General features: G+C 75.2%; 23 protein-coding genes and 1 riboswitch. Of the genes, 8 read left to right on the top strand and 15 right to left on the bottom strand.

Features of this window, described 5'->3' with window-relative positions; all coding sequences use genetic code 11:
* Positions 1–11: 11 nt before the first annotated feature.
* Positions 12–839, bottom strand: a complete 828-nt coding sequence (locus ABD160_RS04820; RefSeq protein ID WP_344018668.1) for a mycofactocin-coupled SDR family oxidoreductase — start codon at positions 837–839, stop codon at positions 12–14.
* Between the two features lie 32 nt (positions 840–871).
* Positions 872–2,485 carry a phytoene desaturase family protein gene (locus tag ABD160_RS04825; RefSeq protein WP_344018671.1) on the bottom strand — a complete coding sequence of 538 codons (1,614 nt, stop codon included), beginning with the start codon at positions 2,483–2,485 and terminating at the stop codon, positions 872–874.
* Positions 2,486–2,695: 210 nt separating this feature from the next.
* Here ABD160_RS04825 and ABD160_RS04830 point away from each other — a divergent pair, with 210 nt between their 5' ends.
* The 5 genes from ABD160_RS04830 (at position 2,696) to ABD160_RS04850 (ending at position 7,513) form a co-directional block, all read left to right on the top strand.
* A complete protein-coding gene (locus tag ABD160_RS04830; RefSeq protein ID WP_344018673.1) occupies positions 2,696–3,901 on the top strand; it encodes an acyl-CoA dehydrogenase family protein in 1,206 nt (401 codons plus the stop codon).
* Positions 3,902–4,063: 162 nt separating this feature from the next.
* Positions 4,064–4,684, top strand: coding sequence for a TetR/AcrR family transcriptional regulator (locus ABD160_RS04835; RefSeq protein WP_344018675.1), 621 nt, complete (start codon positions 4,064–4,066; stop codon positions 4,682–4,684).
* A gap of 62 nt (positions 4,685–4,746) precedes the next feature.
* The gene (locus ABD160_RS04840; RefSeq protein ID WP_344018678.1) at positions 4,747–6,210 is read left to right on the top strand and encodes an MFS transporter; all 1,464 of its coding nucleotides are present in this window, start codon (positions 4,747–4,749) and stop codon (positions 6,208–6,210) included.
* Positions 6,210–6,923, top strand: coding sequence for a GDSL-type esterase/lipase family protein (locus tag ABD160_RS04845; protein ID WP_344018680.1), 714 nt, complete (start codon positions 6,210–6,212; stop codon positions 6,921–6,923). Before ABD160_RS04840 ends, ABD160_RS04845 begins: the two co-directional genes overlap by 1 nt.
* A riboswitch (cobalamin riboswitch) is annotated at positions 6,924–7,091 on the top strand.
* Between the two features lie 38 nt (positions 7,092–7,129).
* A complete protein-coding gene (locus ABD160_RS04850; RefSeq protein ID WP_344018682.1) occupies positions 7,130–7,513 on the top strand; it encodes a hypothetical protein in 384 nt (127 codons plus the stop codon).
* A gap of 92 nt (positions 7,514–7,605) precedes the next feature.
* Here the strand turns inward: ABD160_RS04850 and ABD160_RS04855 are convergent, their stop codons facing one another.
* From ABD160_RS04855 to ABD160_RS04865, 3 genes are all read right to left on the bottom strand, one after another.
* On the bottom strand, positions 7,606–9,204 hold the full coding sequence (locus ABD160_RS04855) for a DNA polymerase IV (RefSeq protein ID WP_344018683.1): 1,599 nt from the start codon (positions 9,202–9,204) through the stop codon (positions 7,606–7,608).
* Positions 9,201–9,911, bottom strand: coding sequence for a 4'-phosphopantetheinyl transferase family protein (locus ABD160_RS04860; protein ID WP_344018685.1), 711 nt, complete (start codon positions 9,909–9,911; stop codon positions 9,201–9,203). Before ABD160_RS04860 ends, ABD160_RS04855 begins: the two co-directional genes overlap by 4 nt.
* Before the next feature lie 95 nt (positions 9,912–10,006).
* Positions 10,007–10,207 carry a hypothetical protein gene (locus tag ABD160_RS04865; protein WP_344018687.1) on the bottom strand — a complete coding sequence of 67 codons (201 nt, stop codon included), beginning with the start codon at positions 10,205–10,207 and terminating at the stop codon, positions 10,007–10,009.
* 253 nt (positions 10,208–10,460) lie between these two features.
* On the opposite strand from ABD160_RS04865, the gene ABD160_RS04870 reads away from it, so the two are divergent.
* Positions 10,461–11,597 carry an NAD(P)/FAD-dependent oxidoreductase gene (locus tag ABD160_RS04870; RefSeq protein WP_344018689.1) on the top strand — a complete coding sequence of 379 codons (1,137 nt, stop codon included), beginning with the start codon at positions 10,461–10,463 and terminating at the stop codon, positions 11,595–11,597.
* 40 nt (positions 11,598–11,637) lie between these two features.
* Positions 11,638–12,849 carry a cytochrome P450 family protein gene (locus ABD160_RS04875; RefSeq protein ID WP_344018691.1) on the top strand — a complete coding sequence of 404 codons (1,212 nt, stop codon included), beginning with the start codon at positions 11,638–11,640 and terminating at the stop codon, positions 12,847–12,849.
* 4 nt (positions 12,850–12,853) lie between these two features.
* Here the strand turns inward: ABD160_RS04875 and add are convergent, their stop codons facing one another.
* From add to ABD160_RS04900, 5 genes are read right to left on the bottom strand one after another with little or no spacing between them, the layout of a single operon-like run.
* Positions 12,854–13,837: an adenosine deaminase gene (gene add, locus ABD160_RS04880; protein WP_344018693.1), complete on the bottom strand. Its 984-nt coding sequence runs from the start codon at positions 13,835–13,837 to the stop codon at positions 12,854–12,856.
* Positions 13,834–14,892, bottom strand: a complete 1,059-nt coding sequence (locus tag ABD160_RS04885) for an ABC transporter substrate-binding protein (RefSeq protein WP_344018694.1) — start codon at positions 14,890–14,892, stop codon at positions 13,834–13,836. Before ABD160_RS04885 ends, add begins: the two co-directional genes overlap by 4 nt.
* A 37-nt stretch (positions 14,893–14,929) precedes the next feature.
* Complete coding sequence (locus ABD160_RS04890) at positions 14,930–15,760, bottom strand: ABC transporter permease (RefSeq protein ID WP_344018696.1); 831 nt, start codon at positions 15,758–15,760, stop codon at positions 14,930–14,932.
* A complete protein-coding gene (locus ABD160_RS04895) occupies positions 15,757–16,521 on the bottom strand; it encodes an ABC transporter permease (protein WP_344018697.1) in 765 nt (254 codons plus the stop codon). The genes ABD160_RS04890 and ABD160_RS04895 overlap by 4 nt, the downstream gene beginning before the upstream one ends.
* Positions 16,518–17,309, bottom strand: coding sequence for an ABC transporter ATP-binding protein (locus ABD160_RS04900; protein WP_344018700.1), 792 nt, complete (start codon positions 17,307–17,309; stop codon positions 16,518–16,520). The genes ABD160_RS04895 and ABD160_RS04900 overlap by 4 nt, the downstream gene beginning before the upstream one ends.
* Positions 17,310–17,438: 129 nt before the next feature.
* On the opposite strand from ABD160_RS04900, the gene ABD160_RS04905 reads away from it, so the two are divergent.
* Complete coding sequence (locus ABD160_RS04905; RefSeq protein ID WP_344018702.1) at positions 17,439–18,038, top strand: TetR/AcrR family transcriptional regulator; 600 nt, start codon at positions 17,439–17,441, stop codon at positions 18,036–18,038.
* On the opposite strand, the gene ABD160_RS04910 is transcribed toward ABD160_RS04905, so the two are convergent.
* The 5 genes from ABD160_RS04910 to ABD160_RS04930 form a co-directional block, all read right to left on the bottom strand.
* Complete coding sequence (locus tag ABD160_RS04910) at positions 18,023–18,841, bottom strand: TauD/TfdA family dioxygenase (protein ID WP_344018704.1); 819 nt, start codon at positions 18,839–18,841, stop codon at positions 18,023–18,025. The two genes, ABD160_RS04905 and ABD160_RS04910, sit on opposite strands and share 16 nt — an antisense overlap.
* A gap of 77 nt (positions 18,842–18,918) precedes the next feature.
* Positions 18,919–19,545: a 3-oxoacid CoA-transferase subunit B gene (locus ABD160_RS04915; protein WP_344018707.1), complete on the bottom strand. Its 627-nt coding sequence runs from the start codon at positions 19,543–19,545 to the stop codon at positions 18,919–18,921.
* Entirely contained in the window at positions 19,545–20,312 is a 768-nt protein-coding gene (locus ABD160_RS04920; RefSeq protein WP_344018709.1) for a CoA transferase subunit A, read from the bottom strand. Before ABD160_RS04920 ends, ABD160_RS04915 begins: the two co-directional genes overlap by 1 nt.
* Before the next feature lie 70 nt (positions 20,313–20,382).
* Entirely contained in the window at positions 20,383–21,282 is a 900-nt protein-coding gene (locus ABD160_RS04925) for an MOSC domain-containing protein (RefSeq protein WP_344018711.1), read from the bottom strand.
* A gap of 45 nt (positions 21,283–21,327) precedes the next feature.
* Entirely contained in the window at positions 21,328–21,975 is a 648-nt protein-coding gene (locus tag ABD160_RS04930) for an HAD hydrolase-like protein (RefSeq protein WP_344018713.1), read from the bottom strand.
* Positions 21,976–22,018: the final 43 nt, after the last annotated feature.

Raw genomic sequence — 22,018 nt, forward strand, 5'->3', positions numbered from 1 at the left:
CGCGGGCCGGATCAGAGTCCGGTGCCCGCTCCGACCTCGAGGGCGGTCCCGGTGACGTACCGGCCGGTCCCGCCGACCAGGTAGAGCACGGCGCCGGTGATGTCGTCGACCTCCACCGCGGCGATCGGGAGGGTGTTGATCGTGCGCGCCGCCTCCTCCCAGTCGGCCCGGCCCGGGTTCTCCAGGTCCGGCCGGAACGCCCGGTAGGTGCTCTCGTTGAGCACCATGTCGGTGGCGACCGTGGTCGGGTGCACGGTGTTCACCCGGATGCCCTGCGGCGCGAGCTCCTTGGCCAGCACCTTCATCAGCATCAGCAGGCCCGCCTTGGACGCGGCGTAGGCGGCGGTGTTCGGGAAGGTGTTCCAAGCCAGCGTGGAGCTGGTGATCACCACCGAGCCGCCGCGGCCGCCGTCCAGGATGTGCCCGACGCTCGCCCGCACCGTCTTCCAGACGCCGGTGAGGTTGACGTCGAGCATCGTCTGCCACGCCTCCTCCGGCATCTCCAGCGTCGGCCAGCCGCCGGTGATGCCCGCGTTGGCGAGGACGACGTCGAGCCGGCCGAGCTCGCCGACGCCCTCGTCGACGGCCTTGGTCAGGCCGGCGAGGTCGCGGACGTCGGCGGTGCGCGCGACGATCCGGCGGCCCAGCCCCTCGACCAGGCGGACGGTCTCGGCGAGGTCGTCCTCGGTGGCGGTCGGGTAGGGCACCGTGTCGACCGGCGCGCAGACGTCGACCGCGATGATGTCCGCGCCCTGCTCGGCGAGCCGGACGGCGTGGTTGCGGCCCTGGCCGCGGGCCGCGCCGGTGATGAAGGCGACCGTGCCCTCCATGCTTCCCATGTCGATCTCCTCGTTCGTCGGGGATGTGCTGGTCAGCGCCGGGAGCCCAGCAGGGCCTGCGCGGCGAGATGGCCGGACGCCCCGTTCAGGCCGGCGCCGGGGTGGGTGGCGGCACCGATGTGCCACAGCCCGCGGACCGGGGTGCGGTGCCCGGCCGCGCCGGGGAACGGGCGCCAGAACAGGTTCTGGTCGAGCTCGGCGCTGCCGGCGTAGGCGTCGCCGTGCACGACGTTGCGGTTGGCGGCCTCGAACCCGCGCGGGGTGATCGGGTGCACGCCGAGCACCAGGTCGGACAGGCCGGGCGCGAACTCGGCGAGCCGGCCCAGCACCCGCCGGGCGTAGCCGTCGGCGAGCGCGTCGTCCCAGCCGCGGGAGGTGTCCAGCTCGCCCGCGGCGTCGCCGCGCGGATCGGACGGGGTCTCCAGCAGCTGCAGCGCGAGGACGGCCTTGCCGGGCGGGACCCGGCCCGGGTCCAGCACGTGCTGCTGCCCGACGACGACGGTCGGCCGGGCCGGGAGCAGCCCGGCCGACGCCTGGGCGCAGGCGATGCCGGCGTCGTCGGCGCCGTTGCCCACGTGCAGTGCCGGCACCTGGGCCAGCCGCGGATCGGCCCACGGCACCGGGCCGTCGAGCGCGACGTGCACCATCATCACCGCGCGCCCCGGCCGGTACCGGGACGCCTGCGCGACGACCGGTGCGGGCACCGATCCGGCCGGGAGCAGCGTGCCGTAGAGGTGCTGCGGCAGCACGCTCGCGACGACGGCCCGGTTCGCCCGGATCTGCGTGTCACCCAGCCGGACGCCGACCGCGCGGCCGCCCTCGACGACGATCCCGGTCACCGCCTCGCCGAGCAGCACGCGCACGCCCAGCTCGTCGAACAGCGAGGCGAACGCCTCGACGAACCGGCCCTGCCCGCCGCGGACCAGCGGCATCCCGCCGCGGTGCATCATCGCCGCGAGCAGCCGGGCCATCACCGAGCCGGACGCGACGTCCGGGGCGAGCCCGGCGTGCAGCAGCCAGGGTGTCCAGAGCTGGTCGGCCTCCCAGCCGGTGAACCGCTCGCGCATGAGGGCGCGGCCGCTCTGGGCGAGCGCGCGGGCCATCCGGCCGGTCCCGGCCGGTCCGTGCCTGCGCAGCGCGGACAGCCCGACCCGGGCCAGCGCCGCCGGGGTCGGCTCGCCGCCCATCACGGCGAGCAGCTGCGGGGACCAGGCGCCGAACTCGGCGAGCATCTCGCCGTAGGCGGCCCGGTCGGCGTCCTCGGTGAAGGCCGCCACGGTCCGGCCGGGATCGCGGTGGGCCAGCACGACGCCGCGCTCGGACACCCCGGCGGTGACGACGTCCTCGACGTCGAGGTACTCCACCCCGTGCCGGCGCAGCGCGTCGCCGAGCGTGGCGTGCGCGGCACCGGCCACGAACATCGGATGGAACGACGAGTACGTGTCGTGCAGGAAGCCGGGGACGGTGAGCTCGTCGGAGGCCAGGAAGCCGCCGAGCCGGTCGTTGGCCTCGACCAGGGTGACCGACCAGCCGGCCGTCGCCAGCTCGGCGGCGGCGACCAGGCCGTTGATGCCGGAGCCGACGACGACCGCGTCGGGATCGGTGGAACCGGCCGGTCCGGCCGGCCGGGTGCGGGAGCGTGGCATCACCAGGGTCCTTCCTCGAACACCGCGACGACGCGGTACTGCAGCACCTCCTACCAGCGGTGACGTGCCCCGGACAGCGCCGTGGGTCCCGATCCGGCAGACCGTGCGGAAAGTGGACGGCGTCGTGTCGGGAACGGATCGCCGACCCCCCGGGGGGCTGCCTACGTTCGGAGCAGTGGTTCCGGCGTACCGACAGAGAGGTGGACGACGATGACCGTGGACAGCAGGGAACGTCCGGTGGACGACGGGATCGGCCCGGCCGGTGCGGTCGAGCGGGCCCGTGCGCTGTACGACCTGCTCGACGGCGAGGCGGCCGAGTCGGAGGAGCTGGGCAGGCTGACGGCGGTCGCCGACGACGCGCTGCACGCCGCGAACCTGTACGGGATGTGGGTGCCGCGCTCGCTGGGCGGGCTGGAGCTGGACCCGCTGACCTCGCTCACGGTCATCGAGGAGACCTCGCGGGCGCACGCGTCGGCCGGGTGGGTGCTGATGGCGGCCTCGCTGTCGACCGGCACCACCGCGGGCTACCTGGGCGACGAGGCGATCGACGAGCTGTTCACCCCCGGTGCGCGCACCCCGATCCTGGCCGGCCAGGGCACCCGGCCCGGCCAGGCGACGCCGGTGCCCGGCGGCTTCTCGGTCAGCGGCGACTGGAGCTTCGCCTCCGGCGTCCGGCACGCCCAGTACATCTACAGCGCCGCCGTCGTCGCCGGGACCGGCGAGTTCCGGGTGACGGTGGCCCCGATCGACCGGGCCGAGCTGGACCAGGACTCGTGGGACGTGCTCGGCCTGCGGGCCACCGGGTCGCTGGACTACCGGCTGCGCGACGTCGAGGTGCCCGAGCCGTTCACCCATTCCGCGCTGCTGCAGGAGTCCCCGCGCGGCGGCGCCCTCTACCGGGTCGGCCTGGTGCAGACGGCGCTGATCGGGCACACCGGCTGGGCGCTCGGGGTCGGCCGCCGGGTGCTCGACGAGCTGGCCGCGACCGCCCGCGCGAAGGCGGGCCGGGCCGGGCAGATCGCCGAGAGCGACGCGTTCCACACCGCGTTCGCCGAGGCCGAGGCGAAGCTGCGGGCGGCCAGGGCGCTGGCGTTCGAGTCCTGGGCGGACGCCTGGGAGACGCTGTGCGCGGGGGACCGGCTGAGCCGGCGGCAGGAGACGCTGGTGCGCCTGTCCGTGTCGCACGCGACCTGGACCGCGGAGGAGATCGCCTCGTTCGCCTACCGCTCGGCCGGGACGTCCGCGCTGCGCGCGGGCACCATGCAGCGGCTCTACCGCGACGTGCACGCCGGCACCCAGCACATCACCAGCGGGCCGGCCGTGGTCCGCGCGTCCGGCCGCGAGCTCGCCGGGCTGACCTCGGACAACTGGTTCATGCTGGACATCCCGGGCGCCGCGGGGGGCGGCGGGCACTAGGCCGGGCAGCCGGACGGATACCCGGCCCGGCTCGCACCCCTTCACCCGACAGCGGGTCCGCCACGTGCGGGCCCGCTGTCGTCGTTCGTGGCGGACGAGTCGTCTGTCACATGACAACAATCATTTTTTGTCATTCAGTCGATCCGCGTGCATGATGGAACGGTGACCACGCGGAGCGCACGGCGCCGGGAGATCCTGGACGAGGAGACGATCCTCGATGCCACCGCCACCATCCTGCGCCGGCACGGCCCGGCGAAGGCCACCGTGCTCGACGTCGCGCGCGAGCTCGGCGTCAGCCACGGCAGCGTCTACCGATTCTTCCCCAGCAAGGCGGCGCTGCGCGAGGAGGTCACCCGCCGGTGGCTGACCGCGGGACACGGGGTGCTCGCCGGGATCGCCGCGCGCACCGATCTCCCGCCGCCGGCCCGCCTGGAGAGCTGGCTCGGCACGCTGTTCGGTACCACCCGCGGCCAGGTCGCCGACGATCCGGAGCTGTTCGCGACGTTCCTGGTGCTGGTGCGTGAGCAGAGCGGGGTGGTCGACGCGCACGTCGCCGAGCTGCGACGGCAGATCGCGGGCATCCTGGCCGACGGCGCCGCCGACGGGTCCCTGGCACCCGGCCCCGACCTCACCGGCACCGCCGCGGCCGTGCTGAACGCGGTCACCCGGTTCCACCATCCCGCGCACGCCGCGGCCTGGGAGCGGGACAGCGCCGAGGCCGACTTCGCCTCGCTGCGCGCGCTCGTGCTGGACGCGCTGCGACCCGCCCGGAGCGACGGCTGAGCGCCCGCCGGGCCCGCCGGCGCGGCGCCCACCCGACGACCACGAACGAGAAGGAGCACACCGTGCAGAGGGTGCGGACGCGGGCCTCGGACCCGGCAGGCCCGGCCGATCCGGCGCGCCGACCGGCCGACCGGCGCTGGCTGGTGCTCGCCGTGCTCGGCACGGCGCAGCTGATGGTCGTGCTGGACAACACGATCGTCAACGTCGCGCTGCCGTCCGCGCAGGCCGATCTCGGGTTCGGCAGCGCCGACCGGGTGTGGGTGGTCACCGCCTACGCACTCGCCTTCGGCTGCCTGCTGCTGCTCGGCGGGCGACTGTCCGACCTGCTCGGCCGCCGCCGGGCGTTCCTGATCGGCCTGGTCGGGTTCGCCGCGGCCTCGGCCGCCGGCGGGGCCGCGACCGGGCTCGGCACCCTCGTCACGGCCCGGATCGTGCAGGGCGTGTTCGCGGCGCTGCTCGCGCCGACGGTGCTCTCCCTGATCAGCGAGACCTTCCCCAGCGGCCGGGAACGGGCCCGGGCGTTCGGCGTGGTCAGCGCGGTCGTCGGCTCCGGCGCCGCGACCGGGCTGGTGCTCGGCGGCGTGCTGACCGAGTTCCTCAGCTGGCGCTGGACGCTGTACGTCAACGTCGTCGTCGGGAGCGTGGTGCTGGCCGCCGCGCTGTGGCTGCTGCCCCGGCGCACCGGCGGCGGCTCCCGGACCCCGATCGACGTCCCCGGCGCGCTGCTGGTGGTCGGCGCGCTGTCCGGGATCGTGCTCGGGCTCGCCCGGGCCGGGACGGCGGGCTGGGCCGCGCCGACGGTGATCGTGCCGCTGGTCGCGGGCGTGCTGCTGCTCGGCGGGTTCGTGCTGCGCCAGCACCTGGCCCGGCACCCGCTGCTCCCGCTGACCGTGCTGCGCGACCGCAGGCGGGCCGGCGCCTACCTGAGCCGGTTCGTCGCCTCGGTCGCCAACTTCGCCGTCGTCTTCTTCATGACGTTCTTCCTGCAGGACCAGCTCGGTCTCTCCCCGCTGTGGGCCGGCGCGGCGATCGTCCCGATGATCCTCGGCATCGTGACCGGCTCCAACCTGGCCGGTGTGCTGCTCATCGAGCGGCTCGGGGCGCGCGGGGTGACCTCGCTCGGGCTCGCCGTGTCCGGTGCCGCGCTGGCCGTGCTCGCCCTGATCGACACCGGGACCGGCTACGCCACCGGGCTGCTGCCCGCGCTGATCGTGTTCGGCGTCGGCCAGGGCATGACCTCCAGCACCTCGATGAGCAGCGCCACCCGCGACCTGCCCGCCGACCAGGTCGGGGTCGCCTCGGCCACCACCAACGTCATGCAGCAGCTCGGCGGTTCGCTCGGCACGGCGGCGCTGTCCACCGTCGCCGCGACGGTCGCCGTCGCCGCCGGTGGCGGGGCGGAGGCCACCGTGCAGGGCTACGCCGCGGCGTTCACGGTCGCGTCCGGGCTGTCCCTGGTGACCGCGCTGGTCTGCCTGCTGGTGATCCCGCCCGGGCGCAGGCCGGCGCCGGAGCCCCGGCCGTGATGACCGCGCCCGGCACCTCCCGGGTGCTGTGCTTCGGCGACTCCAACACCTACGGGATCGTGCCGGGGGAGCGGGCCAGGTACGCCGCCGGCGTCCGCTGGCCGGGGGTGCTGCAGCAGCTGCTCGGCGCCGGTCACGACGTCGTCGAGGAGGGGCTCCCCGGGCGCACCACCGATCTCGAGGACACGATCCTCGGCCGGCCCGGCCGCGCCGGGCTCGGCTACTTCACCGCCTGCGTGGACAGCCACCTGCCGCTGGACGTGATCGTCCTGATGCTCGGCACGAACGACCTGCGGACCCGCTACGCCCGCACCCCGGACGACGTCGCCCGCGCGCTCGGCCGCTACCTGGACCATCCGGCCGGGTCCGCGGCGGCGCTCGGGCTGCCGGTGCCGCGGTTCGTGGTCGTCGCGCCGCCGCCGATGGACGGGACCGCCGAGCGGTTCGTCGCGTCGATGCCCGCCCCGGGGGTCTACGACGCGGCCTCGGCCGCCGCGTCACGACGGCTCGCCGGGCCGCTGCGCGCGCTGGCGGCCGCCGGTGGTCACGCGTTCCTCGATGCGGCCCCGATCACCCGGACCGGGATCGACGGCTGCCATCTCGACGCGGACTCGCACCGGCGGCTGGCCGGGGCGCTGGCCCCGGTGGTGCGGGACCTCGCCGCCGGACAGGCGTCACCGTCACCCGTTGTTGACCCCCCGACCGGCTCGTGATGGGCTGACCCGGACGACGGTGCAGGAAGCCGGTGCGAGTCCGGCGCGGTCCCGCCACTGTCACCGGGGAGCGCTCCCCACCCCGCAGCCACTGCCCGGCGAGGGTGGGAAGGCGGGGGAGCGCGTCGATCCGGGAGCCAGGAGACTGGCCGTCGTCGCAGGAGTTCCCACTGTTGAGGGCGCGGACCCTCGAGGAGGACATTGCGATGAGCGTCGACCCGCTCCCCACCCTGGTCGTTCTCGGCACCGAGCCGGCCGGTGAGTCGGCCGGGCACGGGCTGGAGGGCCTGCTCGCGGACGCCGACACCGTCTTCACGTTCCCCCGCGGGCCGGAGTCGGTGGCCCTGTTCTACGCCGAGGCGTGGCGGGTCGAACGGATCTCCCCGCGCGACGCGGTCGGCCGGATCACCGCCTGGGCCGCGGACCACCCGGCCGGCAACGGGGTGCTGCTGGTGGCGGGCGAGCCCGCCGCCGACGTCGCGCTGGGCGCGGTGCTCGACGGCCTCGCCCGCACCGCACCCGGACTCGGGATCCGGGTCGCCGCGGGCACCCGGGTCGCCCCGCCGCACCGGAGCCCGCTGATCGGCTGAGCCCTGGTCAGCTGAGCGCTGGTCGGCTGAGCGTTGATGGGCGGAGCCCGCTTATCGGCTGGGTCGGATCGGTGGGGCCCGGTCCGGCCGGTTCAGCCGGCCGGCCGCCAGCTCAGGAGCGGATCGGCGCGGGTCAGCTGCGGATCGGCGGCGTCCAGCGTGCGGGTGCGGCCCGGCCCGGTCAGCGCGGTCTCGAACCGGACGGTGACCCGGCCGTGCCCGGCGCCCTGCACCCAGCCGTGGCCGTGCTCGGGATGGCCGACGTCGTCACCGGCCCGCCACGGCCGGTCGTCGCCGGGCGGCTCCCCGGGAGCCGCCCGGCCGGCCGGCTCCTCCCCGGGCACCGCCGGGTACCCCGCCGGTTCCTCGACCGCCACCGGCGTGCCCATCCGCCCGGCCGCAGCGCCGCCCGGGGCCGCGGTGCCGGGTCCGGCGCCGTCCGGGGCTGTGGTGCCGGGTCGTCCCGCGCCGCCCGGGGCTGTGGTGCCCGGTCCGGCGCCGCCCGGGGCCGCTGTGCCGGGGGCCTCGCCGCCCGGGGCCGCCGTGCCCGTTCCCGCGCCGTCCGGGTCCACCGGGGCCGCGCGCCACCCCTGTGCCGAGGGCACCGCGTCGAACAGGGCCAGCGGCGGCTCCTCGCCGAAGCCCGACACCGACACCCCGAGCAGCCGCACCCCGCCCTCGCCGACGGCGGTGTCGGCGAGCCGGCGGGCCACCGCGACCAGCGTGGCGAGGTCCCGGCTGGGGAACGGCGTCGTCTCCGACCGGGTGTGGGTGACGAAGTCGCCGGTGCGCGCCTTGACGGTGACGGTGCGCGCGGCCCGGCCGTCGGCGACCAGCCTGCGGTGCACCGCCACGCAGATCGACTCGACGGCGGCGTGCACCGCGGACATCGCGGTCAGGTCGGTGTCGAAGGTGGTCTCGGCGCTGATCTGCTTGGCCGCGCCGCGCGGGGCGACCGGCCGGTCGTCGATCCCGCGGGCCAGGCGGTGCAGCTCGGTGCCCATCGCCGTGCCCAGCACCCCGGTGACCTCCCGGCCGTCCATCGCGGCGAGCTGGCCGATCGTCTCGATCCCGATCCGGCGCAGCGCCTCGCCGGACACCGGCCCGATGCCCCACAGCGAGCGCACCGGCAGCGGATCGAGCACGGCGCCCTGCTCGGCGTGCGCGACGACCCGCAGCCCGTCCGGCTTCGCCAGCTCGGAGGCGATCTTGGCGATCTGCTTGCCGGAGCCCGCGCCGACCGAGGCGGGCAGCCCGGTCCGCTCCCGGACCGCCGCGCGCAGCCGGGTGCCGAAGTCCCGCACGGTGTCCGGCGAGGCGCCGGCCAGCGCCGGGGGCTCGATGAACGCCTCGTCCACCGAGACCGGTTCGAGGACCGGCGAGAACTCGGCGAGCACCGCCATCACCTCGTCCGAGACCGCCTTGTACAGCGGGAACCGGGGCGGCAGCACGGTGGCGTGCGGGCAGCGCCGCCGGGCCTGCCCCATCGGCATCGCCGAGCGCGCCCCGAACACCCGCGCCTGGTAGCTGGCGCCCGCGACGACGCCGCGCGGCCCCGCCCCGCCGACCAGCACCGGACGGTCGGCCAGGGTGGGCCGGGTCAGCTGCTCGACGGAGGCGAAGAACGCGTCCATGTCGAGGTGCAGCACCCAGCGCGCCCCGGTCGCGCCCGGCCGGTCCGGCGAGCTCACCCGCCCATGGTGCCCCGGACCACCGACAGGACCGCGTCGCCGTCGGCGACCGTGATCGGCGGCACGTCGGCACCGGCGCCGGCGACGGCGCCGGGATGGTCCGGGTGCGGGGTGTCGACGTCGGCGAGCCACCACGAGCCGGTCGCGTCCGGCCAGTGCAGGACCCGCGCCGGGTCGCCGGGCGCGGACAGCGTGATCGCGTCCATCGGCGCGGACAGCCCGTCGCCGGTGGCCTTGAGCAGGGCCTCCTTGCGGGTCCAGGTGACCAGGAACCCGGCCGGGCCGGGCAGCCCCCGCTCGCGCTCGCCGGGGGACAGTGCGTGCCGGGCCAGCCCGTCCAGCCCGGTCAGCTCGCGGTGCTGCTCGACGTCGACGCCGACCGGGCCGGGCCCCAGCGCCACCCCGACCAGCGCGCCGGAGTGGGTCAGCGAGAAGCCGGGGGCGGCGTCGCCGTGCCCGGCGAGTCGCGGCTTGCCGTGCGGCTTCCCGCAGCGGCAGGTGCGGTCCATGTCGATCGACGCCGGATCGGCGCCCAGGTGCTCCGCCAGCACCAGCCGGGCCAGCGCGTGCGCGGCCAGGTAGCGGGCCCGGTCCCCGGCGCGGCGCAGCGCCGCCATCCGCTCGCGCTCGTGCGCGTCGAGCAGGGCCACGAGATCGGGCCGCCCACCGGGATCGGTCGGGGCGGCCCACCACACGGTCACGGTCACGGCGTCCAGCCTCGCACGCGCCGGCTGATCACGGATCGGGAACCCGGACGGTCGCCTGGCGACCGTTCCGGTGCCCGATCCGTGATCAGCGTGGCTCAGCCGCTGCGCCGGGCGGCGAAGTCCGTGCGGACGTGCGCGGGCTTCGCGTGCGGCGCCGGGCCGGTGAGGCGGGGGGCCGCCGGACCGGTGCCGGTGTCCTCCACCGGGCGGCCGCGGCGGGCCGCGCGGCGCTCGGCGCGGTTGGCCGGCTGCGGCGCCGGGTCGGTGCCGGACGATCGGGACGGGGTGGTGCGCATACGGGCCTCCAACGGATCGGGTCGGGCAGGGTCGGTCGCACGGACCGGGGGCCGGTGACGCACTGCCGGACGCAGGGATGCCGGAGGGACGGCGCAGCATCGGTTCCGGGCCTGCGTGCGTGGGACGTCACGGGCCGGCGGGAGCGCGGACGGTCGTCCGCGGGCCGCTCAGAGGAACCGGATCAGCATGACGGCGACGGTAGGCCGGGCCCGGCCGGCGGTCCACCGGTTTTCCGCGGCTACCGTCGGCCCGGTGGACGCGCATGACACGGACCTGGTGGTGGTCGGCGGCGGCATCGCCGGCGTCTCGGTGGCGTACGAGCTGGCCGCGCACGGCCGCGTCGTGCTGCTGGAGGCGGAGGCGGACATGCCGGTGCACTCCACCGCACGGTCCGCGGCGACCTACATCCCCGGACACGGGTCCGGCCCGTTCCGGGCGCTGATCGACGCGTCCGGGCCGCGGTTCGGCGCGCTGCAGACCGAGCTGGACACGCCGCCGCTGCTGTCCCCGCGCCCGGTGCTGCACCTCGGCGACGACGACGCGGGCGCCGCCGGGATCGCGGCGATGCTCGACGAGCAGCGCGGCGAGCCGCACGCCCCGGTCGAGCTGGACCCGGCCGAGGCGCTGCGGCGGGCACCGGTGCTGCGCCGGGCGCCGCGCGCCGCCGCCTGGACCGCCGGATCGGCCGACATCGACGCGATCGCCCTGCACGACGGCTACCGGCGCGGCCTGCGGGCCCGCGGCGGCACGGTGCTGCGCGGCGCCCGGGTGACCGCGGTGACCCGGGACGGCGCCGGCTGGCGGGTGGCGACGGCGGCCGGGCACCGGGTGCGGGCCGCCGCCGTCGTCGACGCGGCCGGCTCGTGGGCCGACGAGATCGCCGGGCTCGCCGGGGTGCCCCGGGCCGGGCTCACCCCGCTGCGCCGGACGATCGCGGCCTGCCCGGTGCCGGACCCGGCCGCGCTGCGGGTGGCCGGCGCCCCGCTCCCGCTGATCGCGGACGCCGCCGAGCGCTGGTACCTCAAGCCGGAGGCCGACACCGTGCTGGTGTCGCCCGCCGACGAGACCCCGCAGCCGCCCGGCGATGCCCGGCCGGACGAGCTGGACGTCGCGCGCGGGCTGGACCGGGTCGGCGAGATCACCACGCTGGGCCTGCGCTCGGTCCGCACGGCCTGGGCGGGGCTGCGGACGTTCGCGCCCGACCGTGCCCCGGTGCTGGGGGAGTGGCCCGGCCATCCCGGTTTCCACTTCGTCGCCGGCCAGGGCGGGTCGGGCATCGAGTCGTCCCCGGCGCTGGCCGCGCTGGCCGCGTCGGTGATCGTCGGCACCGCGGTCCCGGACGACGTCACGCTCGACCCGGCTGTGTGCTCGGTCACTCGTCTGGCCTGATGTAAGCGCCTGCTTACGTCACGCTGGCACGATGGGCCCCATGGCGCTGACCACCACCGGCTCCGAGCGGCACGATCTGTTCTCGGGCACCTTCTGGCAGAACCCGCACCCCGCCTACGCCGCGCTGCGCGCCGAGGAGCCGGTGCGCAGGCTCGCGCTGCCGGACGGCCCCGTCTGGCTGCTCACCCGCTACCACGACGTGCGCGAGGCGTTCGTCGACGCGCGGCTGTCGAAGGACTGGCGCTACACGCTGCCCGAGGACCAGCGGGCGGACATGCCCGCGGCGCCGACGCCGATGATGCTGCTGATGGACCCGCCGGACCACACCCGGCTGCGCAAGCTGGTCGGGCGGTCGTTCACGGTCCGCCGGATGAACGAGCTGGAGCCGCGGATCACCGAGATCACCGACGGCCTGCTCGCCGGGCTGCCCGACGACGGCACCGTCGACCTGATGCGCGAGTACGCCTTCCTGATCCCGGTGCAGGTGATCTGCGAGCTGCTCGGTGTGCCCGCCGAGGACCGCGACGACTTCTCCGCCTGGTCCTCGGTGCTGGTCGACGAGTCCCCGGCCGACGACAAGAACGCGGCCATGGGCAAGCTGCACGGCTACCTGTCCGAGCTGCTGGAGCGCAAGCGCACCGAGCCCGACGACGCGCTGCTGTCGTCGCTGCTGGCGGTGTCCGACGAGGACGGCGACCGGCTCTCCCAGGAGGAGCTCGTCGCGATGGCGATGCTGCTGCTGATCGCCGGGCACGAGACGACGGTCAACCTGATCGGCAACGGCGTGCTCGCCCTGCTCACCAACCCCGACCAGCGGAAGCTGCTGGCCGAGGACCCCTCGCTGATCGGCTCGGCGGTCGAGGAGTTCCTGCGCTTCGACTCGCCCGTCTCGCAGGCCCCGATCCGGTTCGCCGCGGAGGACGTCACCTACTCCGGGGTGACCATCCCGGCCGGCGACATGGTCATGCTCGGCCTCGCCGCCGCCAACCGGGACGGCGACTGGGCGGCCGAGCCGGACCGGCTCGACATCACCCGGGACGCCTCCGGCGGGGTGTTCTTCGGGCACGGCATCCACTTCTGCCTCGGTGCCCAGCTGGCCCGCCTGGAGGGCCGGGTCGCGATCGGGCGGCTGTTCGCCGACCGCCCGGAGCTGGCGCTCGCGGTCGGGCTCGACGACCTGACCTACCGGGAGTCGACGCTGGTCCGCGGCCTGACGAGCATGCCGGTCACGATGGGGCCGCGCAGCCGGTAGCGGCTCACGCCGTCCACGCCCCGATCCGGTCGAGCGCCGGGCGCACGATCTCCGGCGGCGCCCCGGACGCCTCGACCGAGGTGCGGGCCATGGCGGCGAGCCGGGCGTCGTCCAGGCCGAACGAAGTGCGCGCCAGCTCGTACTCGGCGAGCAGGCCCGGCCCGAACAGCAGCGGGTCGTCGCCGTTGAGCGTGCAGCGCACGCCGGCGTCGAGCAGCCGGACCAGCGGGTGCCGGTCGAGGTCGGGGACGACCTCCAGCATCACGTTCGAGGTCGGGCACACGTCGAGCACGATCCCGTCGGAGGCGAGCCGGTCGAGCAGCGCCGGGTCCTCGACCGAGCGGACGCCGTGGCAGATGCGCTGCGCGCCGAGCGCGTCGAGCGCGCCCAGCACGGACTCCGGCCCGGCCAGCTCGCCGGCGTGCGGCGCGCTGATCAGGCCGGCGTCCCGGGCGATCGCGAACGCCTCGGCGAACGGCTCGGGGCCGAACAGCGACTCGTCGGCGGCGAGCCCGAACGAGACGACGCCGCGGCCGGCGAACCGGGCGGCCAGCCGGGCGAGCTCGACGGCCTGCTCCGGCGGCGCGTCCCGCAGGGCCGAGATCATGATCCCGCAGCCGATGCCGAGCCGGTCGGCGGTCCGCCGCGCCTCCTCGACCACGACGGCGGTGACGTCGTCGGCGTCGCCGAACCCGGGGATGCCGGTGTAGCGGAACGGGTAGAAGTGCGGCTCCACCCAGACCGCGCCGTCGGCGGCGTCGTCCTCGACGACCTCGCGGACCACCCGCCGGAGGTCGTCGGGGGTGGCGACCAGCGCGGAGGCGGCCCGGTACCGGTCGCCGAACTCGGTGAACGAACGGTAGCCGCGCACCTGCGGCATCTCGACGCCGGCGGCCTCGGCCAGGTCGGCCAGGGTGCCGGGCCGCATCGCGCCCTCCAGGTGCACGTGCAGGTGCGCCTTCGGCAGTGTGGCCAGGTCGCCGGTCATACGGTGGCCTGCCCCTCGAAGACGTCGTCCAGGATCGAGGTGTCGACCACCGTGCCGACCTCGGGCAGCGGGGCGACGCCCGCCGCGGTGTACGCCTCGTAGATCGGTCCGGCCATCCGGTCCGGATCGATCCGCAGCAGCCCGGACCGTTCGGTCAGCTCGCTGGTGGTGAACTCCAGCTGCAGCTCGTTCTCGCGGATCTGCTGCTCGAGATCGAGACCGAGGTCCGCGCCGAAGTCGGTGACGGCCAGGTTCGCGGCGACCGCCGGATCGGCGGCGTTGTCCTGCCAGCCGCGCACGGTGGCGCGCATGAAGCGCACCACGGTGTCCCGGTTGGCGTCCAGCCAGGCCCGGTCGCTGCACAGCATCCCGGCGTACTGCGGCAGGCCCATCTCCTCGTAGGTGGTGACGAAGAAGTCCGTCCCCTCGACCATGCCCTGCTGTTCGAGGTAGATCGGCTGGTTGGTGGCGAAGCAGGTGTAGACGTCGCCCTGACCCTCCAGCAGCGGGCTCGGTTCGAACCCGGCCGGGATGAAGGTGTAGTCGGTGGGCACACCGGCGAGCCGCATCGCCGCCTCGATGTAGGGCTGCACGCCCTGCTGGCCCAGCACCCGGGCGCCGACCAGGTCGGCCGCGGTCCGGACCGGCCGGTCGGCCAGCGACAGCAGCGCCGAGGGGGCGCTCTGGAACATCGTGGCGTAGGTGACGAAGTCGTTGCCCTCGTTCACCGCGGACAGGAACGCCTGCAGCGCGACCGGGACCGCGATCTCCGCCCCGCCCGCGGCGAGCGTGGCGGTCGGCTGCGGGGCGTTCGGCCCGCCCGGGATGAACTCGACCTGCAGGCCCTCCTCCTCGTAGTAGCCGCGGTCCTGGGCGAGCCAGAACCCGGCGAACTCCACGTTGGCGATCCAGCCGAGGGCGACCCGCACGGTCGCGGCGTCCCCGCCGCCTCCGCCGCAGGCGGTGAGCAGGCCGGGGGCCGCGGCGAGGCCGAGGCCGGCGAACGCGGCCGTGCGCAGCAGTCGTCGTCGGGACCAGGTCGGGGTGTCGGTCACGGAAGGCTCCCGTCGGTGGTGGGGGGCGGTCGGGGGTTCAGGTCATCCGGGCGAGGCCCGCGCGCTCGACCGCGCGGGCGCCGACGAAGCAGGCGACCGAGACGACGGTCGCGACCAGCGCGGTGCCCCAGGCACGCACCGGCTCGAAGAAGCTGACCGAGTTCGCGAACAGCACGCCCAGGCCGCGCCCGCCCATCAGGTACTCGGCGAGCATCGCGGCGAGCACGGCGGTCGGGGCCGCCAGCCGGAACGCGACGAGCAGTCCGGGCACCGCGTGCGGGAGCAGCAGCCTGCGCAGCACCGTCAGCCGGGAGGCGCCGAGCACGGCGAACACGTCGCCGGTCGCGCGCGGTGCGGCGCGCAGCCGCGAGCCGACGAAGACGAACGCCGGGAAGAACGAGACGATCGTGGTGATCACCAGCACGGTGAGGGCGCCGTAGCCGAACACCCTGGCGAGCACCGGGATCATCGCCACGACCGGCACCGAGCGCATGACCAGGGCGACCGGGGTCACCATCCCGGACAGCACCGGCGACGCCCACACGACGACGGCGAGCGCGACCCCGAGCGCCATCCCGGCGGCGAGCCCGCCGGCCGCCATCACCACGGTGACGAGCAGATCGGGCAGGTAGGCGCCCGGGTTGCCGGCGACGTCGGCGAGCACTAGCCCGGGGGTCGGGACGACGATCCGGTTGTAGCCGTTGAGGGTGGCCCACAGCTGCCAGGCCAGTACGAACGCCAGCACCGTCCAGTAGCGGGAGACGAACGCGGTGAGCGCGGCGGTGATCCGTGGCCCGGCGCCGGGGGAGCGGGCGGGCCGCCCGCGGTCCCGGGTGCGCGGGCCGGGGACGGTGTCGGCGAGGGTCACGTGAACCTCCGGACGGTGTACCGGTGCAGGCCGACGAGCAGCAGGTACGCGAGCAGGGAGAGTCCCGCCGCGCTGAGCGCCGCCGTCCACAGCAGTGGGATCTGGACGTTCTGCATCGCGCTGACCAGCAGCACCCCGATGCCGCGGCGGGCACCGAACCATTCCCCGATCACCGCGCCGAGTACCGCGGCCGGTGCGGCGAGGGTCAGGCCGTCGACGATCGTCGGGAGCCCGGCCGGGAACCGCAGCCGCAGCAACGTCGTCCAGCGGGACGCGCCGAGCACCCGGAACACGTCCTGCTGCGCCTCGCCCGGCGTGGCCAACCCCGAGGTGGCGGCCACGAACACGGCGAACCCGGCGGCGATCGCGGCGACCACGGTGGAGGTGCCCTCCCGCCCGACCGTGGTCACCAGCAGCGGCCCGAGCGCGATCAGCGGGACGGCGTGCAGCACCGCGGCCAGCCGGTCGAGGCCCGGGTGCAGCGCCGGGAGCACGACGCCCAGCACCGCCACCGCGAGCGCGGCGAGGCCGCCGAGCAGGAACCCGAGCAGGGCGGCGGTGCCGGTGGCGCCGATCGCGCGCAGCAGCAGCGGTCCGGCCGTGGGCCCGCCGAGGAACGCGAGCAGGTCGGTGGCCGTGGGCCAGGCGGGCCCGGCCAGCCCGGTCCGGCCGACGAGGTCCGCGGCGAGCACGAGCAGCGCGATCCCGGTCGCGGCGAGCAGCACGCCCCGGCGGTCCCGGCGCGGTGCGACGGTCGTCATGCGGCGGGCTCCTCGGCGGCCGGGTCCGGCCCGTCGAGCAGCGCGGTCAGCTCGTCGACGATCCGGTGGAACTCCGGGTCGCGGGTGGCGCCGGTGCCCCGCGGGCGGGGGAGCCCGATCGTGCGGATCTGCCGGATCCGGCCGGGCCGGCCGGTCATCACGACGACCCGGTCGGCGAGCAGCACGGCCTCGGTGACGTCGTGCGTCACGAGCAGCGTGGTGATCCGCTGCTCGGACCAGATCCGGGCCAGCTCCAGGTTCATCCGCCGGCGGGTGACGGCGTCCAGCGCGCCGAACGGCTCGTCGAGCAGCAGCACGTCGGGTTCCAGGGCGAGTGCCCGGGCGATCGCCACCCGCTGCCGCATGCCGCCGGAGAGCTGGCGCGGCCGCGCGTCGGCGAAGCCGTCGAGGCCGACCAGGCCGAGCAGCGCGTCGACCCGGTCGGTGTCGACCCGGCGCCCGGCGACCTTCCACGGCAGCGCGATGTTCTCCCGGGCGGTCGCCCAGGGGAGCAGCGCGTGCTCCTGGAAGGCGACGCCGAGCCGGTGGCCCGCGATGAGCTCGGACGGGCTCGCGCCCTCGACCGAGACGCTGCCCCGGGTGGGCTGCTCCAGCCCGGCGAGCAGGCGCAGCACGGTGGACTTGCCGCAGCCGGACGGCCCGAGCACGGCGACGAACTCACCGTCGGCGACGTCCAGGTCGAGGTGGTCGAGGGCGCGCACGGTGGTGCCGCGGCCGAGCGGGAAGTCCTTGACGACGCCGTGCAGGGTGATGGCGGGTTCCGGCATGGATCTCCCCGGTACGAAACGGGCGATGAATCGTTCGGTTCAGAACGGTAGGAACGGATGATTGCCACGGTGTTGCTGCCCGGGCGCTCCCGCGTAACCGACGACCGGGCCGCTGGCTACGGTGGGCGCATGGGTCCGTCCGGGGAATCGGAGCGCGAGCGGCTGCTCCGCCTCACTGCGGCGTACGTGGTCGAGCACGGGGTCGGCGGGCTGACCCTGCGCAGGCTCGGCGCGGCCATCGGGTCCAACAACCGCATGCTGCTGTACTACTTCGAGTCCAAGGAGCGGCTGATCGAGCAGGCCCTGCTCACCGCGTCCGGCACGTTCCCCGAGCTCGCCGGGGCGCTGGACCGGCTGGGCGGCCCCGGCCCGCTGAAGGAGCGGCTCGACGACTGCTGGGCGGGCATCGCCGCCGCCGGGAACCACCCGTTCCACCGGCTGTTCTTCGAGGTGTTCGGCACCGCGCTGCACCAGCCCGGCCGGTTCGACCGCTTCCTCGCCTCGGTCGGTGCCCAGTGGGCGTCACTGGTGGCCGAGCGGCTGCGGGCGGAGGGCGTGCCGGACCCGGAGGCGTCCCGGCTCGGCCGCGAGATCGTCGCGTTGTGGCGGGGCCTGCAGTTCGACCTGCTCTCGACGGGGGACGCGGCCGAGGTGGCGCGGATCCACTCGGCCGCGTCCGCCGCCCTCGCCGAGCGGTGCGCCCGGGCGGGCGTTCACACAGCGGGCTGAACGGGGTTCACGATGTCGAGCACCCGGTGCGGGACGGCGACCGCGGACGTCGTCCAGCCCCAGATCGAGTAGAGCAGCCGGTCCGGGTCGGTGTAGCCGTGCCGGCCGTGGAACACCCGGTAGTTGTCCACGACGGCCATCTCGCCGGCCTCCATCCGGAACCGGGCGCCGGTGTCGCGGGCCGCGACGACGGCGTCCAGCCAGGCCCGGACCATCGGCCAGTGCGCCGCCTCGTCCGGTCCGAGCGCCGGGGCGAGGTAGGGGTGGTGGCGGACCTGCGGCCGTCCGGCCGGGGTGGTGCGCAGGATCGGTGAGCACTCCGGCTGCGGGAACCCGGGCTCGGAGTGGTCGACCGGCACGGTCCGGACGAACCGGGCGACGTCGTCGGGCAGCAGATCGGCCAGCGCGAGCCCGTCGATCAGGAAGTTGTCCCCGCCGTCACGGGCCGGCCGGGCCTGGAGCAGGAACAGCCGGTCGGGCGCCTCGTCGCCGAAGGCGAACCCGTCGTTGTGCGGCGGCATCGGGACGGTGGTGTCCCGGCTCAGCTGCCGTTTGCGGCCGCGGGCGTCGACCGGCTGGCGCTCCACCACCGCGCCCTCGGTCTCGGCGCGGGCCCTGGTCGCCTCGATCTGCCGTCCGATGCGGACGAGCTCGTCGCCGAGCATGGCGCGACCGAAGTCCATCGCGGCGTCCTCGTCGAGGATCCCGGAGACCAGCGCGGCCCCCTCCTGCTCGACGACCTCGCGGGCCTCGGCGGGCGAGGACACCCGTCGGGGGACCAGTGCGGCGGAACCGACATCCATCACGACCTCCTGTTGAACCGAGCGGTTCAACAGACGGTAGGGGCCGTCCGTGACGGGGGTGTTTCGGTTCCCGTACGTCAGTGCAGCGGGGCGCCGGTCTTCTCCCGCACCTCGTCGGCGGTCACGCCGGGGGCGGTCTCGACCAGCGTCAGGCCGTCCGGCGTGACGTCGACGACGGCGAGATCGGTGACGATCTTCGTGACGCAGCCCAGCCCGGTGATCGGCAGGCTGCACCGCTCGACGATCTTGGGTGTGCCGTCCCGGGAGACGTGGTCCATCATCACGATCACGGTGCGGGCGCCGTGCACGAGGTCCATCGCCCCGCCCATGCCCTTGATCATCTTGCCGGGGACGGCCCAGTTGGCGAGATCGCCGTTGGCCGCGACCTCCATCCCGCCGAGCACGGCGACGTCGAGCTTCCCGGCGCGGATCTGGGCGAAGCTGTCCGAGGAGCCGAAGTAGGCGGCGCCGTCGTTGACGGTGACGGTCTCCTTGCCGGCGTTGATCAGGTCCGGATCGACCTCGTCGTCGGTGGGGTAGGGGCCGACGCCGAGGATGCCGTTCTCGGAGTGCAGGATCACCGTGCGGCCGGCCGGGATGTGGCCGGGGACCAGGGTCGGCATGCCGATGCCGAGATTGACGTACGAGCCGTCGGGCAGCTCGTCGGCGACCCGGGCCGCCATCTCGTCGCGGGTGCGCGCCATCAGCCCTGCTCCGTCCCGGTCGTGGTGGAGACGGTCCGGAACTCCACCGGCTTGTCGACGTCCGGCACGTGCACCACGCGCTGCACGTGGATGCCGGGGGTGTGCACGTGATCGGGATCGATCTCGCCGGGCTCGACCAGGTGCTCGACCTGGGCGATGGTGATCCGGCCCGCGGCGGCGGCGTCGGGGTTGAAGTTGCGCGCCGAGCGCCGGTAGACGAGGTCGCCGTGCCGGTCGCCCTTCCAGGCGTGGACCAGCCCGAAGTCGGGGGTGAGGGCGCGCTCGAGGACGTAGGACACGCCGTCGAACTCGCGGACCTCCTTGGTCGGTGACATCACCGCGACCGACCCGTCCGGCGCGTAGCGCCAGGGCAGTCCGCCCTCGGCGACCAGGGTGCCGACCCCGGCGGGGGTGAAGAACGCGGGGATCCCGGCGCCGCCGGCGCGCAGCCGTTCGGCGAGGGTGCCCTGCGGGGTCAGCTCCAGCTCCAGCTCGCCGGCCAGGTACTGCCGGGCGAACTCCTTGTTGTTGCCGACGTAGGAGCCGATCGTGCGCCGGATCCGGCCGGCCGCGAGCAGCGTGCCCAGGCCGAACCCGTCGACGCCGAGATTGTTCGAGATCGTCTCCAGGTCCGTCGCGCCCTGCTCCAGCAGCGCCGCGATCAGCACCGTCGGGACCCCGGACATGCCGAACCCGCCGACCGCCAGCGACGCGCCGTCGCCGATGTCGGCGACCGCCTCCGCGGCGGATACCACCACCTTGTCCATCACGCACCTCCGTCGGGCGCCACGGTACCGCGGTGTTCGACTCACGCACAATCGTTCGCTGTGCGAACACCTACCCGGCGACGGGACCGGAGTGCTCGTCGCCGACCGCGATCTCGCCGTCGGACACCACGTCGGCGTACACCCCCGCGCACGCCCAGATCCCGCCGATCTGCGGGATCTCGATCCGGTTGTGCTTCGCGATCGCGCGCAGCGTGTCCGGGTCCCGGTCCAGGTCGCCCTGGGCGAGCGTGGTCATCACGCAGCGCATGGTGGCGAACGAGTACCGCACCCGGACGCCGCCGATCAGCGACTCCAGGCCCGGCCAGTCGTTCTCGACGAAGCCCGCGTCGGCCCCGCGCAGCACGACGTTCGGCCGGTACCGGCGGGCGTCGAAGGTCGCCTCCGGCGCGAGCTCGCGCAACCGGTCCAGGGTCGACTCGGTGAGCACGTGCAGCGTGGACAGGTCGAAGAAGGTGCCGGGCGCGCCGAACATGGACACGTCGAACCGGCTGACCCGCTCGCCGGTCTCCTCGTGCCGGGCGGTGGTGCCCGCGATCAGCTGTTCGGGGGCCAGCTGGTCGACCGGCAGGCCCTCGATCTCCGGCCACACCTCCTCGAACTGGCTGCCCTCCGGCGGCTCGGCGATCAGCCGCACCTCCCGGTCCAGCGCGGCCGACAGCGCGGTGTCGATCCCGGGATCGTCGGAGCGCAGCATCGACCCGTCCGGGAACCGGATCTCGATCTCGGGCAGCGGCCGGCCGGGTTCGGGATCGGCGGCGAACCGGGCGGAGAAGTCCAGCAGCCCGGACCACAGCCGGGGGACCTTGGCGCTGGCGACGGTGCCCGACTCGACGTCGTACACGGCCAGCGCCCGGTCCCCGAGCAGGCCGCGGGCGGACACGTCCGCCCGGTCGAGGCTCTCGCCGAGCATGGACTTCACCGGGTACCGGTGCAGGGAGACGACGGTCATGGCGGTGTGTCTACCGGTCGCGAACCGGCCCCGCCCAGCACCTCCTCAGCCGAGGAGTGCGGTGCGCAGTCCGTCCGCGGATGCGTACACCGTCGTGGCGCCGGCGGCCTCCAGCTCGCCGGGCTCGGCGTAGCCCCAGCCCGCACCGACGCAGCGCAGGCCGTGCTCGGCCGCGCCCTCGACGTCGTGCAGGCGGTCGCCGACCATCAGCGGCTCGTCGGCGCCGGTGGGCCCGCCGAGCCGGCGCAGCGCCTCGGCGACGACCGCACCCTTGGTCGGCCGGTCCGCGGTGCGGGTGTCGCCGACGATCTCGGCGAACAGGTCGGTCCAGCCGTGGTGGGCGAGGATCTTGCGCGCCGACGGCTCGGCCTTGCTGGTCGCGAGCGCCATCGTCACGCCGGCGTCGGACAGCGCGCGGAGCAGGTCCTCGACACCGGGGTAGGGGGCGCAGTCCAGGCAGCCGTCCTCGTCGCCGTAGATCCGCCGGTAGATCGGGAGCACCCGGGCGGTGCCCTCGTCGCCCAGGATCGGCGGCAGCGAGCGGTAGAGCGGCGGGCCGAGCAGGTGGGTGCCCAGCGCGGAGTCGGGTACCTCCAGGCCGGCCTCGTCGATGGCCCGGCGCATCGAACCGAGGATGCCGGGGGCGGAGTCGACGAGAGTGCCGTCGAGATCGAGCAGGATGTGGGTCAGCACGCCCCCATTGTGCCCATCCCGTTCGTGCGGCCTCCGTACACTC

It is taken from the genome of Pseudonocardia kongjuensis (assembly GCF_039526905.1).
GTDB classification, from domain to species: Bacteria; Actinomycetota; Actinomycetes; order Mycobacteriales; family Pseudonocardiaceae; genus Pseudonocardia; species Pseudonocardia kongjuensis.